Source organism: Dysgonomonas mossii DSM 22836, assembly GCF_000213575.1.
GTDB classification, from domain to species: Bacteria; Bacteroidota; Bacteroidia; order Bacteroidales; family Dysgonomonadaceae; genus Dysgonomonas; species Dysgonomonas mossii.
In genome coordinates this window covers 169,273-184,801 of record NZ_GL892009.1, presented here as the reverse complement: position 1 = coordinate 184,801, position 15,529 = coordinate 169,273, and the positions used below count along the sequence as shown (strand labels likewise).

Annotated in this window: 16 protein-coding genes; 10 read left to right on the top strand and 6 right to left on the bottom strand. The window is 34.9% G+C overall.

All coding sequences use genetic code 11. The features are described from left to right. Positions 1-408: 408 nt before the first annotated feature. Together HMPREF9456_RS17420 and HMPREF9456_RS13515 are read right to left on the bottom strand one after the other, a co-directional pair. Complete coding sequence (locus HMPREF9456_RS17420; protein ID WP_006844103.1) at positions 409-582, bottom strand: hypothetical protein; 174 nt, start codon at positions 580-582, stop codon at positions 409-411. A gap of 65 nt (positions 583-647) precedes the next feature. After that, positions 648-989, bottom strand: a complete 342-nt coding sequence (locus HMPREF9456_RS13515; protein ID WP_245531029.1) for a group III truncated hemoglobin — start codon at positions 987-989, stop codon at positions 648-650. A 619-nt stretch (positions 990-1,608) separates the two neighbouring features. Between HMPREF9456_RS13515 and HMPREF9456_RS13510 the strand changes: the two genes are divergently transcribed. The 10 genes from HMPREF9456_RS13510 (at position 1,609) to HMPREF9456_RS13460 (ending at position 10,518) form a co-directional block, all read left to right on the top strand. After that, on the top strand, positions 1,609-1,938 hold the full coding sequence (locus HMPREF9456_RS13510; RefSeq protein ID WP_006844101.1) for a hypothetical protein: 330 nt from the start codon (positions 1,609-1,611) through the stop codon (positions 1,936-1,938). Between the two features lie 866 nt (positions 1,939-2,804). After that, positions 2,805-3,548, top strand: a complete 744-nt coding sequence (locus HMPREF9456_RS13500) for an MlaE family ABC transporter permease (protein WP_026177083.1) — start codon at positions 2,805-2,807, stop codon at positions 3,546-3,548. Beyond that, on the top strand, positions 3,545-4,318 hold the full coding sequence (locus HMPREF9456_RS13495) for an ABC transporter ATP-binding protein (RefSeq protein ID WP_006844098.1): 774 nt from the start codon (positions 3,545-3,547) through the stop codon (positions 4,316-4,318). The genes HMPREF9456_RS13500 and HMPREF9456_RS13495 overlap by 4 nt, the downstream gene beginning before the upstream one ends. A 14-nt stretch (positions 4,319-4,332) precedes the next feature. Continuing rightward, positions 4,333-5,097, top strand: coding sequence for an exodeoxyribonuclease III (locus HMPREF9456_RS13490; RefSeq protein WP_006844097.1), 765 nt, complete (start codon positions 4,333-4,335; stop codon positions 5,095-5,097). Between the two features lie 243 nt (positions 5,098-5,340). Beyond that, positions 5,341-6,102: a Fe-S cluster assembly ATPase SufC gene (gene sufC / locus HMPREF9456_RS13485; protein WP_006844096.1), complete on the top strand. Its 762-nt coding sequence runs from the start codon at positions 5,341-5,343 to the stop codon at positions 6,100-6,102. Further along, a complete protein-coding gene (sufD, locus tag HMPREF9456_RS13480) occupies positions 6,099-7,439 on the top strand; it encodes a Fe-S cluster assembly protein SufD (RefSeq protein WP_006844095.1) in 1,341 nt (446 codons plus the stop codon). The genes sufC and sufD overlap by 4 nt, the downstream gene beginning before the upstream one ends. A 70-nt stretch (positions 7,440-7,509) precedes the next feature. Beyond that, the gene (locus tag HMPREF9456_RS13475) at positions 7,510-8,724 is read left to right on the top strand and encodes an aminotransferase class V-fold PLP-dependent enzyme (protein WP_006844094.1); all 1,215 of its coding nucleotides are present in this window, start codon (positions 7,510-7,512) and stop codon (positions 8,722-8,724) included. Positions 8,725-8,817: 93 nt separating this feature from the next. Then, entirely contained in the window at positions 8,818-9,672 is an 855-nt protein-coding gene (locus tag HMPREF9456_RS13470) for an outer membrane protein assembly factor BamD (protein WP_006844093.1), read from the top strand. 45 nt (positions 9,673-9,717) lie between these two features. After that, the gene (locus HMPREF9456_RS13465; RefSeq protein ID WP_006844092.1) at positions 9,718-10,050 is read left to right on the top strand and encodes a DNA-directed RNA polymerase subunit omega; all 333 of its coding nucleotides are present in this window, start codon (positions 9,718-9,720) and stop codon (positions 10,048-10,050) included. Between the two features lie 6 nt (positions 10,051-10,056). Further along, positions 10,057-10,518, top strand: coding sequence for a DUF4293 domain-containing protein (locus HMPREF9456_RS13460; protein WP_006844091.1), 462 nt, complete (start codon positions 10,057-10,059; stop codon positions 10,516-10,518). A 177-nt stretch (positions 10,519-10,695) separates the two neighbouring features. Here the strand turns inward: HMPREF9456_RS13460 and HMPREF9456_RS13455 are convergent, their stop codons facing one another. From HMPREF9456_RS13455 to HMPREF9456_RS13440, 4 genes are all read right to left on the bottom strand, one after another. Further along, a complete protein-coding gene (locus HMPREF9456_RS13455) occupies positions 10,696-11,352 on the bottom strand; it encodes a carbonic anhydrase (protein ID WP_006844090.1) in 657 nt (218 codons plus the stop codon). 266 nt (positions 11,353-11,618) lie between these two features. After that, positions 11,619-12,755 (bottom strand): DUF1735 and LamG domain-containing protein, encoded by a 1,137-nt coding sequence (locus HMPREF9456_RS13450; RefSeq protein WP_026177084.1) that lies wholly within the window; start codon positions 12,753-12,755, stop codon positions 11,619-11,621. A gap of 24 nt (positions 12,756-12,779) precedes the next feature. After that, entirely contained in the window at positions 12,780-13,919 is a 1,140-nt protein-coding gene (locus HMPREF9456_RS13445) for a glycoside hydrolase family 18 (protein ID WP_006844088.1), read from the bottom strand. A gap of 24 nt (positions 13,920-13,943) precedes the next feature. After that, positions 13,944-15,518 (bottom strand): SusD/RagB family nutrient-binding outer membrane lipoprotein, encoded by a 1,575-nt coding sequence (locus tag HMPREF9456_RS13440; RefSeq protein WP_018074942.1) that lies wholly within the window; start codon positions 15,516-15,518, stop codon positions 13,944-13,946. Positions 15,519-15,529: the final 11 nt, after the last annotated feature.

Here is a 15,529-nt window from a genome sequence, read left to right as displayed (position 1 = left end):
ATAACCAAATAAGTTATTTAAGTATACAAGTGAATAGTAGCAACATGCAAAAGGACATGGCATATTGCTACTATCAGTTTTTTATAATACATATCCAGTCTGTATGCTTTCGTCCAATTAAATATAGATATTGAGGCTGAATTTGAGATTAGCAACAGCGAATAATTTAATAATTTTCTATCAAAAAACTTAAGCTAATACCCTACAAACAGGTAAACTTTATGATGAAGGTTTACCTGTTTGTATTATTCTCTTTTTAGATAGGAGGTTTATCAACTGGAAAGAAAAAATAACATTCAATATTGTTAATTGATAGGATTAAATGATAAAATGAAATAGTCACGATTTAATCTGACAGTTATAGAAAACCTACAACTTTCAGATTAAGTCTTAGCTATTACAAATGACTTAAAACATTATAATTAGTTTCCAATTTATATTTCTGTTCTCATGCATAGGCATTCTATTTCCTCGAGATATAGACATTGTAACAGATTCCGCTATTCCCATAGCTCTCCATACACCACTCTTCGGACATTTATCACCTGTTCGGGCAGTCATGCCCAGACGTGGTTTCATCATAATTATTTTCTATTTAATTTATAAAATGCAAATATAGAGATTATTTTCTATACAATATTTGCATGTTATTTATTTGCCTTGTTGCGTATATACGCTAATTTATCTTGGAATATATCAGCTATCTTATATGCACGGTTTTTGGCCTCATCGGCAATTGGCCCAATGAAAAGACTGTCCACGGTCTCAGTGAAAAGGGCTAGCCATCGGTCAAAATGTTCTTTACTTATAGGTAATTGTGCGTGTGGTGGGAATGGGAATCCGCTATATGTCTTTTCTCCTAATAGTATTCCTTGCCAGAAGGAGTATAATTTAGCAAGATGTTCCGGCCAATGATTTTGTATTTTGTCATTGAAGATCGGACCAATTAAATTATCTCTTCTGACCTTGCCATAAAAAATATCAACCATTTTTTTTATGTCTTTAATATCTTCAATATCTTTAGTTGGTGTCATATCTATTTCTCTTTAATAAAAACAAAATGTTCCCATCAAAGATATGCATTTATTTCAAATTCTATTTTATAAATGTTTTGACGTTATATTTGAGCGGCAGAGTAGTTTCGTATTTATTAAATATATAGAAATAATATTGATATAGTTTAAGAGATTTGTATTCATTTGAAAAAAGTTAACCTTGCCAGAATTATCATTTGCTAGATTATTTATCTATATTTATAACATTAAGAAAAGAAAAAGGTGACAAAAAAATACATACAAAAAGTTGTTACTTTTACATACGCTTCGCTCCTGTGACCTTTGGTTGTGACTTTTTAGTTAAGTTTGTGCTTGGCTATAGAGATAGCCAGCCCGAGTGCAAAAGATCAGATCAAGTAATGTCTTCATCATATTGGTATATCAGTATTGGTAGAAATTATGCCAAAGATATGTATTGTTTTAATGGGAAAATCCATGTTGGTTCGCAGTAGAATATATTCTATTGAGCTGATTCATAATTTATCTGCTTTTTCTGGAAATTCTTTAGAATCAAAAACTAAATTCATATTTACTTAAAAGATTAAATACATATATGAAATCTATATCTTATTTATTTATGATGTGTTTATTTTTGTCTTGTAATATTAGTAGTAGAAAAGAATATGCTATAGATGTTATAAATTCAAGTTATGAGGGACAAATAATAGATAAATATATTGATAACTCGAATCATGCAGCGAAGGTGGTTAAAGTCTATACGATTAATAACGACACATTAAATATAACAGTAGATTTTTATCCTGAATCATGGAACTTTTTAAATGTGGGTGATTTTATTGTCAAAAAATATGGTAAACGTAGTATCGAAATAAAGAAAAAAAACGGAGGACGAAGAGAATTTCCTTTATATATTCCAAATTAAGAAATATCTTTATTCTCATATTACCTCGTCCCTTCGGATTTGCAATCCGAAAATGAACAGGGCAAGTATCTATAGTCCATTTTAAACTATCCTGCCAATATAATGCTCCTAAGTAAAGACTCATATGATGCTTATATTGAAAAAAGTAGAGCAAGAGAAGAAAATATAATTTCTATTTTTATGAAAAATATAACCAAGCTAAGAGAGAAATTTCTTATATCAATGTGTATCTTAACAACGATATATTGTCTGTTTTTTTATGAATTGATTGAATCTTCTTGTCTTCCTATCATAATGTATACTTTAACTGGATTATGGATATTGCTAATTGTTATTTCTGTTTTTGAATTAATTGGATTTCTAGTTTCTAAAAAGAGAACAGGGGAAAATCTATATTATCAGTCTGATGGATTTGTGAGCTTTATATGTATATATTCTCAAATAATTGTAAGCTATTGTTTTTATATATACTTCTTTATATATTTTATTTTTGACTTATACAAAGATGATATAATCTTCAATTATATATTACTTATAATATTGGGGGTATTTATTGGATATAAGATAGCTTTTAAATCTTTCATATACTTAGAGAAAAGAAAATAGATCTATTATTTTCCAAGAGCTTTCTTCGTCTCTTCGGATTTGCAATCCGAAGATCAATAATGTAAGGATTTATAATCCACTATAAATCAAATTTGCCAGTGTTATTATTGATAGGATTGATTTTCTATAACTCATAAGATAAGTGAAAATTTTTCAAAAAATGTTCTCTTAATACATTCCATTCGATTGAAATCTGAGAATTATACAAAAAAATGTATCTTTGTTCATGTTTATAAATCTCTGAAAAAACAAATATGTTTATAATTTCTCTTTTAGATAAACTTGGACACTATGCTCTCCTCATGCAAAAGGTTTTCACAAGACCTCAGAAATGGAGTGTTTTTCTTCGCCAATATCTAGCCGAAATAAGTAAATTAGGAGTAAACTCAATTTGGATTGTGATAATAATCTCTTTTTTCATCGGTGCTGTTATTGTGGTTCAGATAAAGTTGAATATCGACTCTCCATTTATGCCACGTTATACGGTTGGTTATGTATCCAGAGAGATCCTTATCCTCGAATTCTCATCGACGATTATGTGTCTTATATTGGCAGGAAAGGTTGGATCTAACATCGCATCCGAAATAGGAACGATGCAAGTTACAGAACAAATAGACGCATTGGAAATAATGGGCGTAAATTCTGCCAATTATATCATTTTGCCTAAAGTAATCGCTTTGATGACTTTCATCCCGGTACTTGTCGTTCTTAGTATGTTCTTTGGTGTAATAGGCGGATATGCAGTCTGTATAATAGGGCAAGTGATGCCTGCTGATACCTTTCAGTATGGGCTTCAATTCTACTTTAAAGAATTTTATGTATGGTATGCTATTGTCAAAACGATAGTATTTGCTTTCATTATGTCTACGGTGGCTTCTTACTACGGCTATTCAGCACGGGGGGGATCGTTGGATGTGGGCAAAGCTAGTACTGATTCGGTGGTTATGGGTAGTATTCTTATTCTTGTTGCAGACTTGTTGATCACTCAATTGATGATGTCATGATAGAAATAAAGAACTTATATAAATCATTTGATGAACGAGAAGTTCTGAAGGATATAAATATTCTTTTCGAAGCAGGCAAAACCAATCTTATTATTGGACGAAGCGGTTCGGGTAAAACAGTTCTTCTTAAAAATCTCGTAGGCTTGATGCGTCCTTCAAGCGGGCAAATATTATACGATGGACGTGATCTTACAAAAATGAGCCTCGGTGAGATGAAAGATTTGCGTCAAGAGATGGGGATGATTTTTCAAGGATCGGCCTTATTTGACTCCATGACCGTTTTCGAAAATGTCAATTTCCCCTTAATGATGTTCTCCTCAATGACCAAAATAGAGCAAGAGAAACGGACTAGATTTTGCCTCGAAAGGGTAAATCTTGGAGATGCGGGTCATCTATATCCATCAGAGATTAGTGGAGGTATGATGAAGCGTTCTGCCATAGCTCGAGCCATAGCCCTAAATCCAAAATATTTGTTTTGCGATGAGCCAAACTCCGGACTTGACCCTCAAACATCTCTCGTGATAGATGATTTGATACATGATATTACAAAGGAGTATGATATTACAACCGTAATCAACACTCATGATATGAACTCGGTAATGGGTATTGGCGAACGAATCAATTTTATCAAGGAAGGCGAACTCGAGTGGCAAGGTTCGAGCAAAGATGTGATGTCTTCTACAAATGAAGATTTTAATGATTTTGTTTTTGCCTCCGACTTATTTAAGAAAGTTAAAGCTGCCGAAAACGAAGGTATCAAGTTGACTTAATCCATTTTAATTAAATGAAAGTAATATCATATAATGTAAACGGCATACGTGCCGCCGTAAATAAAGGTCTTTATCAATGGCTTGAACAAGAGTCTCCTGATATTTTATGCTTGCAGGAAATAAAGGCTATGGAAGATCAGATAGATGTATTGACTATTCAATCATTGGGGTATAATTACTATTTTCATCCTGCCGAAAAAAAAGGATATAGCGGAGTTGGTATCTTGACCAAACGGACACCAGATTTAGTGAAAATTGGAATGGGCATTCCTGACTATGATAGAGAAGGGCGTGTATTGCGTGCCGATTATGGTGATGTCACTGTGATTTGTGTTTATATACCCTCCGGTACAATGGGGGATATTCGTCAGGATATAAAAATGAAATTCTTGGCTGATTTTACACATTTTATAAACAACCTACGTAAAGAAAGACCCGAACTCATTATCTGCGGAGATTACAATATCTGTCATAAACCGATCGATATAAATCACCCTGAACGTCATACCAAAAGCTCCGGCTTTTTGCCTGAAGAGCGTCAGTGGTTTGATGAGTTTATAGATACAGGACTTATTGATACTTTTCGTGTGTATGATCAAAGTCCGGAGAAGTATAGCTGGTGGAGTTATAGGGCAGGAGCCAGAGGTAAAAATTTAGGGTGGCGTATAGACTATCATATTATTACAGAAGAAGCTCGTCCTCGACTTAATAATGCTGCAATTCTTAGTGAAATATACTTTTCTGACCATTGTCCTGTTGTAGTAGAAATGAGTTTCTAGGGATAAAATCGATCCTCATTTAGAATACGACTCGTGTTAGTTTGTTAAATAGTTTAATTTATTAAAAAAGAAGTATTATAGATTTAATAAATAACTAATAGCCTGTTAAAAACGGGCTATTTTTGTGTTTTATTTACTATTTTTGCATTCGAAAGTCATTGAGGCTTGAACATATATCAGATCTTAGTGTTAAATGGATAGTTGTAAACTAAGATTTTTATTTTTAACAACATATAAATAATAATGGCAAATTTATTAAACATAAAGAACTTACATGCCAATGTTGAAGGCAAAGAAATATTAAGGGGGTTAGATCTTGTTGTAAATGAAGGAGAAATTCATGCAATAATGGGACCTAATGGTGCCGGAAAAAGTACTCTTGCTTCGGTTTTGGTAGGCAATCCCAATTTTGAGGTAACAGAAGGCGAAGTAACTTTCAGAGAACATGATCTTTTGGAAATGGATCCCGAAGATAGAGCTCGCGAAGGATTATTCCTCAGTTTTCAGTATCCTGTAGAAATACCGGGAGTAAGTATGACTAACTTTATGCGTGCTTCATTAAACGAAATACGTAAGCATAGGCGAGAGGAGCCTATCTCAGCTTCAGATTTTTTGAAAATGATGCGTGAAAAGCGTCAATTGGTTGAGCTTGATAAAGACCTTGCTGGACGTTCGGTGAACGAAGGTTTTTCGGGAGGAGAGAAAAAACGTAACGAGATTTTCCAAATGGCTATGTTGGAGCCCAAGTTGGCAATACTTGATGAGACTGATTCGGGACTTGATATCGATGCATTGCGTATTGTTGCAGCCGGTGTAAACAAGTTGAGAAGCAAGGATAATGCTACTGTGGTTATCACACACTATCAACGTTTGCTAGACTATATTAAGCCTGACTATGTACACGTATTATACAAAGGACGTATAGTAAAAAGCGCAGGAGCTGAATTGGCTCTAGAACTGGAAGAAAGAGGGTACGATTGGATTATTAAAGATTTTGAAGAATGATAGAAAACCAATATATAGACATATTTACCCAGTATAGAGATAAGATCGATTCAAAGTCTTTATCAGGGATGAATGGTCTTCGAGATAAAGCACTAAATATTTTTAAAGATCAGGGATTCCCTACTAAAAAGATGGAGGACTATCTTTATCTGGACGTAGCAGCGGAGTTTTTACCTGACTTTGCTCTTAATATCAACAGATTACCATTTACAGGGAACCCTTATGTTGCATTTAGGTGTGAAATCCCCAATTTGACTACAAACCTGTACTTTGTTCTTAATGATATATTTCATGAAGAACACAAGCCAAAGATAAACTATCCGAGCGGGGTATTTGTTGGTAGTTTCAAACATTTTGCGGAAGAAAAGCCTGATGTGTTTTCTAAATATTATGGGCAGATCGCAGACATGGATAATAACGGAATTGTAGCATTCAATACAATGTTTGCGCAAGATGGTTTTGTTATTTATGTGCCAAAAGGCGTTGTTGTAGAAGAACCGATTCAGCTGATCAATATATTGAAGAGTGAATTTAATATTCTTGTTAATCGCCGAATTCTGATTATAGCCGAGGATGATGCGCAGGTAAAATTACTTATTTGCGATCATACTGTAGATGAATCTCAGTTTTTAGCAACACAGGTTACAGAAATATTTGCGGGACGTAATGCCCTTATCGATTATTACGACTTGGAAGAAAACTCAGATAAAGTTACTCGTTTGACAAATACGTTTGTTCATCAGCTTGAAGCATCAAATGTATTGATCAATAATATGACATTTAATACCGGCGTTAGCCGCAATAACTATAATGTAAAACTATCCGGACAGCATGCCGAAGCTTATGTCTGTGGTATGGTTATAGCGGATAAGCATCAGTATGTAGATAATTTTGCTTTTCTCGATCATCTTGTACCGCACTGCACGAGTACGCAGTTGTTCAAGTATGTGTTGCAAGACGAGGCTACAGGCGCTTTTTGTGGACGTATACGGGTTGAAAAAGATGCACAGAAAACATTGGCATATCAGTCGAATAATAACTTATGTATTTCTCCAAATGCTCATATGTATTCTAAGCCGCAGTTGGAGATTTATGCAGACGATGTGAAATGCTCGCACGGATTAACTACAGGACAGTTAGATGAAGAGGCTTTATTTTATCTTCGCTCTCGTGGTCTATCTAAGGAATCTGCTCGTTTGATGCTAATGCAAGCCTTTGCTGCGGGAGTATTAGAACATGTTCGTATCGATCGTCTGAAAGAAAGACTACTGGATTTGGTCGAAAAACGTTTCAAGGGAGAATCTGCTCGTTGCGGAAATTGTGCAGTATGTAAATGATAAATGAAACATGGTTTTCGGTTGCAGAATCTGATTATGCTGCTAACTGCTGACTGTTGACAGTAAAAAAATGAATATAGAAGAAATAAGATCAGATTTTCCTATTCTATCTACTACGGTTTATGGTAAACCTCTTATTTATCTTGATAATGGGGCTACTACCGAAAAACCAAGATGTGTGGTAGAGGAAATGACGAAAATATATTACACCACGAACGCCAATGTGCATCGTGGTGTACATTATTTAAGCCAGCAAGCTACAGACCTGGCTGAAGAATCGAGAGTGGTGGTGCAACAATTCATCAATGCTAAACATAGTCATGAGATCATTTTTACAAGGGGCACTACAGAGTCGATAAATCTTGTTGCTCATAGTTTTTGCCGCCAATTTTGCAATGAGGGTGACGAAATTATTATTTCGGCAATGGAGCACCATGCCAATATTGTATCGTGGCAGTTGCAAGAGCCAATACGAGGAGTTAAGCTTAAAGTAATTCCTATCAACGATAAGGGAGAATTGATGTTGGACGAAATGGAGAAACTTATTTCTCCAAAAACACGTCTGATATCTATTACACATGTCTCTAATGTATTGGGCACTGTAAATCCTGTTGATAAAATAATCGAAATTGCTCATAAACATAATGTTCCTGTGCTAATAGATGCAGCTCAGTCGGTTCAGCATATGGTGCTGGATGTACAAAAAATGGACTGTGATTTTCTTGTTTTCTCAGGACATAAGGTGTACGGGCCGAATGGAGTAGGCGTGTTGTACGGGAAAGAAAAATGGCTGAATCAGATGCCACCTTATCAGGGAGGGGGTGAAATGATAAAAACTGTTTCTTTTAAAGGTACTACATTCAATGAGTTACCATTCAAATTCGAAGCCGGGACTCCGGATTATCCGGGTGTGATAGCGTTGGCTACAGCATTGAAATACATAAAAAATATTGGGCTCGACTCAATAAAAGCATACGAAGATGAGTTATTAAGATATTGTACTGATGAATTACTGAAAATAGAAGGTTTACGAATATATGGAACTTCGGATAAGAAAAGCAGCGTAATCTCGTTTTTGGTAGATAATATTCATCATTACGATATGGGAATGCTTTTAGATAAAATGGGAATAGCCGTTCGTACAGGTCATCACTGCGCTCAACCTCTTATGGATGAGTTGGGTATAGACGGTACGGTGAGAGCTTCATTGGCATTCTACAATACAAAAGAAGAGATTTATCAGTTGGTAATTGGAGTGAAAAAAGTTGTTTCGATGTTTCGCTAGACTGATAGTGAATCTCAAAAAAATATAATTGTAAAAGTTTATTTTTAAATTATAAAAGCTTTGTGTAAATTTGCAAACTAATTTTTGAGTAGAATGAAGATACGAATCCTGTGTACCTTATTATTAGCAATGCTGCTTGCATCATGCGGCGAATATAATAAAATATTGAAAAGCCGCGATGCCGAGTTAAAGTATGAATATGCTAAGAAATACTTCGATCAAAAGAAATATGGAAGAACAATCACCTTGCTAGATGAGATTTTATCTGCATATACAGGGTCTTCCAAAGAACAGGAAATATTGTATCTGTTGGCTCAGTCCTATTTCTATGATAAAGATTATACAACAGCTACTCAATATTATACCCGATATTATAATAAATTCCCGAAGGGAGAATTTACCGAGTTGGCACGTTTCAATTCTGCTTATGGCTTGTATCTCGACTCTCCGGATGCGAGGTTAGACCAAACAAGTACCTATAAAGGTATTCAGGAATTTCAAAACTTTTTGGAATATTTTCCTCAAAGTGAAAAGGCTCCCGAAGCTCAGGATTTGATGTTTAAACTTCAAGAAAAGTTAGCATACAAAGAATTCCTTGCCGCACGCTTATATTACAACTTGGGGCTTTATAATAGAGAGAACTATTACGAATCTTGCGTAGTAACTGCACGTGAGGCTCTGAAATCTTATCCTTTCTCTGAATTTACAGAGGAATTCCAGATTTTGATTGTAAGAGCGAGATTTGAACAAGCCGTTTATAGTGTTGAAGAGAAGAAACCTGTACGTTACAGAGAACTGATGGATGAACATTTCAATTATAAGAATATGTTCCCTAACGGTAAGTACACCAAAGAAAGTGAACGCTATTATCGTGCTGCTCTAAAAGCATTGGGACAGGAGGTGGATGATGCTACCAACGAAGCCGTTCAGCAAGAGCTAAAGAAGTAAATAAATAATAGAAAAAAACAATATAATTATATTTTAAAAATCATTATGGATTATAGAAAAACAAATGCAGCAAGCAATACCATTACCAGAGATATGATGTCTTTGTCAGAAGACACCGGTAATGTATACGAAACTGTTAGAATTATTGCTAAGCGTTCTAATCAGATCTCTGTGGAAATGAAACAGGATTTGGATAAAAAACTACAGGAATTTGCTTCATATAACGATAATCTGGAAGAAGTTTTCGAAAACAGAGAACAAATAGAAATCTCTCGTTATTACGAAAAACTACCTAAGCCAACGCTTATAGCTGCTCAGGAATATACAGAAGGTAAACTTTATTATAGAAATCCTAGTAAGGATAAAGATAATTTCTAATATAGAATGATACAGCGTATACAGTCGATTTTTCTCCTTCTTACAACGATATCGATGGGGGCTACTTTTGTGATTCCATCGCTTGAGATAACCAGTGAAGGTCTTAAATTTTCAAGTATATTGTTCAATTCTTTAGGCATATTTGATGATTCAATATCTTATCATGCTTGGGGAGCTGCTATCTTTTGCGCCCTATCTGCTATAGTAGCCTTTCTAAATATATTTTTGTATAAGAAAAGGAAGTTACAAATAAAACTGGGATTATTTACGGCTTTGTTGATAGCTATATATTATGTGACTGCCGCATTTTATATAAATGCATTCTTAGATAAGATTACTCCAGAATATTCCTTAAATATTCAACTGGGAATTATTTTCCCTGTATTAGCACTGATCTTTGATTTACTTGCTGTTTCACGTATAAAGAAAGACGAAAAGCTTGTAAAATCTTTAGACCGCATACGATAAGCTATGACATTAATTTGAAGTAAGCATACATATTCGTTTTTTGATATTATTTAATATCAATTGCGGATATAAGTAATATAAGAGACATTTACACCCTTTTTCCTAAAAGCCCCTAAAAGGGTATTTAAAGAGGAAAAAGGGTGCAATGATATTTATGGGGTAGGGGTGGGGGATTCTTCAATCTTCAGTATTGCCTGTAATATCATAAATCTCTTTAATCTTATCAAGCTCGCCGTCCATATCGAAGTAAAGATCATGGAGTTGGGCATCCTTTATATCAAAAACCCATCCGGCAACTTTAGGATATCCTTTTTCGTAATAAGACTTTTGAACTTCGCCCATTTTGATTATGTTGCGGCATTGTTCATATGTATTAAGTTCTACAAGTCGCCTATGTCTGGCTCCGATATCATTAATAGCGGCCAGTTCCTCTTTATGTAGATGGTAGACGTCTCGTATACTTCGCAGCCAAGGGTTAAGTATCCCATAGTCCGACTTTTTCATCGCCGCTTCTATTCCTCCACAACCATAGTGACCACAAACAATAATAAATTTAACTTTTAGGTATTCAACCCCGTAGTTGATGACGGAGAGAGCACTCAGGTCAGTGGCTATAACCATGTTTGCGATATTACGATGGATAAAAACCTCTCCGGGTTTTAATCCCATAACCTGATTGGGATGTACCCTGCTATCAGAACATCCGATATATAGAAAATCAGGATGTTGGTCTGCTGCTAATAACTTAAATAATCCGGGATTGTCTATCTTATTTTTTTCTATCCATTTGTTATTAGCCTCAAATATTCGATTATATTTTTCTTGATCAGACATGTATTCTTTTTTAGTTTGTAGTCAAAGATAATATTTATTCTTTTTTATTCTTATTTTTTGAGATAGCTAACCTTAAAGTTGTTAAATTCAATAGGGATATTGCTTAATATTAAACGAAGTATAGATTGATGGGCTTTTACCTTAAATCCATGTATATAATAACCTTCGGATATTTATAAAAAAATACGATAGGAAGATTATCTTCCTATCGATTCAGTTAGATGCTAGCTTAATATGCTAATTTATTATTTAGAATAAGACTATATTTATTTATCAAATCTTATATTATGTTCCCAATTAATCAGGATGTTTTCATCAGCAGTACCATTGTGTCCATTACCTGTAATATCTGCGAAAGTATTTCCTTTACCTTCATTCATAGGCCAATAACCAATTAAATTAGGATTGGTTGGGTCTATAGAGAAGTGCATATTATTCTTTATTTGATCTCTTGAGATTGCTTTCTTCCATAATCTAACCTGGCTCATCTTACATTGATCTCTAAAATAACTACCACTCGAAATCATCTCTACATAGTCGAATCTTACAGACCCTCCTTTTGGCATTGGGGGTTCAAATTTTACATTAAATTCCCCATCACGATAGACCGTAAGAGTTTTTCCGTCATATACAAAAGCCCAATGATACCATTTTTTTGGTTCTAGATCTCGTTTTGTTTCAACTTGTCCTCCGAGTGTTTTTATTTGGAGGTAGTTGTATGGACTATTTGCATCGCCGAATCGAATGTATATTTCATGATCTTTACTTCCCATGTTGAAAATAGCTTGATTATTGTTGCTATATCCGGACATATTTGTCAAACACTCAAGGCTCCACTCTTTTGTAGTGATACCCCAAAGTGTTGCTGGCGCAGTTCGTACCATCTTTTCATTATAACCCTTCATTACAGCAACGGACGTGATTAAAGGCTTGGATATCAAATAAACAAAGTTGGATAAAGTGTTGGAACGTTCAATACCCTTAGTCGCTACATCACTCAATTCAACAGAAATAGCATATCTTTTTCCTTTCATATCGAAATCAGCCAAAGGTATTCTACAAAGTGCTCCTATTTCTCCCGCGGGAATAATAACTTTCCCTTTATCGGGGATCTCTATATTCGGAATTAAATTATATTCTGTCGCATTTGCTTTATTGTACTCTTCGAGAAGGGTTGGATTGATTTTAATATAAAGTTCTACATCATGATCTAATTTCTTTGCAAGGCGGATATTGACGTCAATATTTATATTACCTTCCATAACAACAACTTTAGCCTCAGAAGTTGTTGCATCGCTCAAGTATACATTATTATCCTTTACTTCATATTCTGCATTTTCACAACCGATAAAAGCAGTGACTGTAAATGCAAGTATAAAATTTACTATATTAATCTTTTTCATATTCATGTATTATTCAAATGATAGTTACTTCGATTCATTCGTTTTAGGTTTACTTTTTTGCCTTTCGTAAAACGTCTTATATAAATTCGTAATTCCGCGTCTAAGAAAATAATATTCTTGAGCACCATCATGTACAAATTTTCCTCCACGAGGAGCATAATCAAACCCGGTGCGATAAAGTCCACATCTACCTATTTGTTGATCGATCGTTCCTTTTTTGTAAATATAATTTGACATATTAAGGAATCCTCCACCTGTAGAAGCATAACTTTCAAAGTTTTCTGTTATAATAGTCCTTTTTACTACTTCTTCTGCTGTTATTCGATTTTTATCAATATGTATACTCATATCTTCTATTACGCCATCCATCCGCCAATCAGACATGCCTCCATAGGCTTGTAGAACAAAATAATCGACATACTGAGATTCCCAGTCTTTATCCATTCTGCTTCCAACTCCAATTTCTCCGTCAATTAAAAATAGTAAGCCTTCTTTTGCCGACTTTCTACCGGCGCGATCTGTTCTTTGGGAGCCCTTTCCAAACCAATATCCCAATTCTTCGACAAATATTCTTCTTTGTGTTTTGTTTCTCCATAGAGGACTTCCATGTGTAGGGTCAGGCATACCCATAGGCTCATAATCCCAATCAAAACCATCATATCCGGCTTTTACAACTGCATCATAGATAGCTTCAGCGTAGCGACGAATAGCTGGTCTTACGATAGTTTCGTCCGAACTGTTTCCGACATCATATATTGCTTCATGAGGAACATCAGCTCCTATGTAATCGGAGAAAAGAGTTACTACAACTTTAGTTCCTTTAACTTTCTGAACATATTCCATATCTGCTTTACGTTCGGCAGTAAGATCAAATTTTGGATGACCTCCCCAGTTAGATGCAATTGTTACAGAATCGGGTAATCCTCTAAGACTATTCTCCCCTGTAGGATAAGTTCCGGTCCAATTATCGAACCATACAAATATTTGAGGTAGTCCCGGTGTCTTTTTCCATTCTCGTAAAGCTGTATAGTATTCTTCTGTTTTGATCGTTGCTTCAAGATCTATTTTGTTTTCAGATTCAATCTCGGTCCAATCGCTACATCCCATCATGAGTAAAGATGTAATAATTAAATTCAGCCCTATATTTAATATTTTTATTTTCATAATTACGTTTTTTTTATCGGTTATTTAATGTTTTTTTGCCCACCAGATATCAACGCTACCATCGTCAGTTCCTCCTAGCAGAGTTGATACTGCTTTTTGTACATTTTTGTTATTACCCGAATATTCTAACTGCGGATACGGAAGTCTTCTTGCCATACGGCTTGAAGTATTGGTTATTGATCCCATAAGACTACCTGCACTTAGGTTTGTTTGAGCTGTGAAGAACTGAGGGAAGCCTGTGCGGCGATGATCGCACCATGCTTCAAAACCTAATGGATAGTTAGCTAACCATTTTTGAGTAATAATTTTTTCAAGTTTAGTGTTTTCTGTAATTCCACTATCGTCCCAATTGACCGTTGTTGGGCTTGCAACTTTAGCTGTTGCCGAATTCGCAGGATCTCGATATTCTTCCGGAACAGTTTTTCCTGTTAAATATTCACCCGGACTGATATTATGTTGTTCCATCGATAAGATTATACCTCGTTCGTAGTATTCTTTAGCTTTTGCATCTCCTCCGGCAATCCATCCTTTAAGTGCAGCTTCGGCTTTTAGAAATGCTGTTTCGGCGGCGCAAAAGACTAATAAAGGAGAATCTTTAGTGAAAGCAGGTTTTGAAAAATAGTTAGCGTTCGAGTATATATCTTTGTTTATATCTTTAATGCCCATACGCACACCTCTATATTCAATTGCGTCTTTTACTTTTGTCATATAAGCTATACGGCGAGGATCTTTAAATCCATTCATATATGAAGACAGGACAGCGCTACAAGCTAAATCGCCCCACAAATGTGATGCTTTGTAATAAGGATTATCGTTTGATGGAAGAAAAGCATTATCAGCATTTATCTCTATTGTTCCACCATTATCATTAATGGCAGAAGATATAACCTTTTTTGCATAATCTGTATCAACAGCAGCGATACGCACAGCTATTCTTAGTTTTAGAGAGTTTGCAAACTTAATCCATTTGTTAAAATCACCATTAAAGATCTTGTCATATTGTCCGATTGCTCCTTGTCCCGAAGTTTCTTTTAGATATTTAGTTAGAGCAATGATGCTATTGTCTAGATCTTCGATCATATAGTGATATATGTCTTGTACACTGTCGTATTCTACTTCCAGCTTTCCATATCCCATTTTAGAATAAGGTATTGGTCCGTAGGTATCAGTTATTCTCAGCATTGCAGCTACTCTGATAATAGAAGCCCAAGCATATATATGCCCTTTTCGCTCGGTTACATCAATGATTTTTTGAAAATTGGAATAAAATCCAATAAAAACAGTACTGAATGGAGCCTCTATCCATCCTGCCGGAGGATTGAATGTTCCAAAATTTGTACCTTGCCAGTTGTTAGTCGTTACCATATAACCTCCATATTGATTTCCTACCATCTGCTCAATATGTTGACTATTGTTTTCCTGACTATTATGTAAAAGATATAGCATTGTAGGAAAAAGATTTCCGAGTCTTTCTGTTGGAGTCAGGTCATCTTCTGTTGGATTTACAGGATGTAAATTATCTCCAACACAAGATGTGAGCAGAAGTGTAACAGAAATGAAAACCACAGCTGTGATTGATTTTAAATTATACATTTTCATTTTTTTATCTT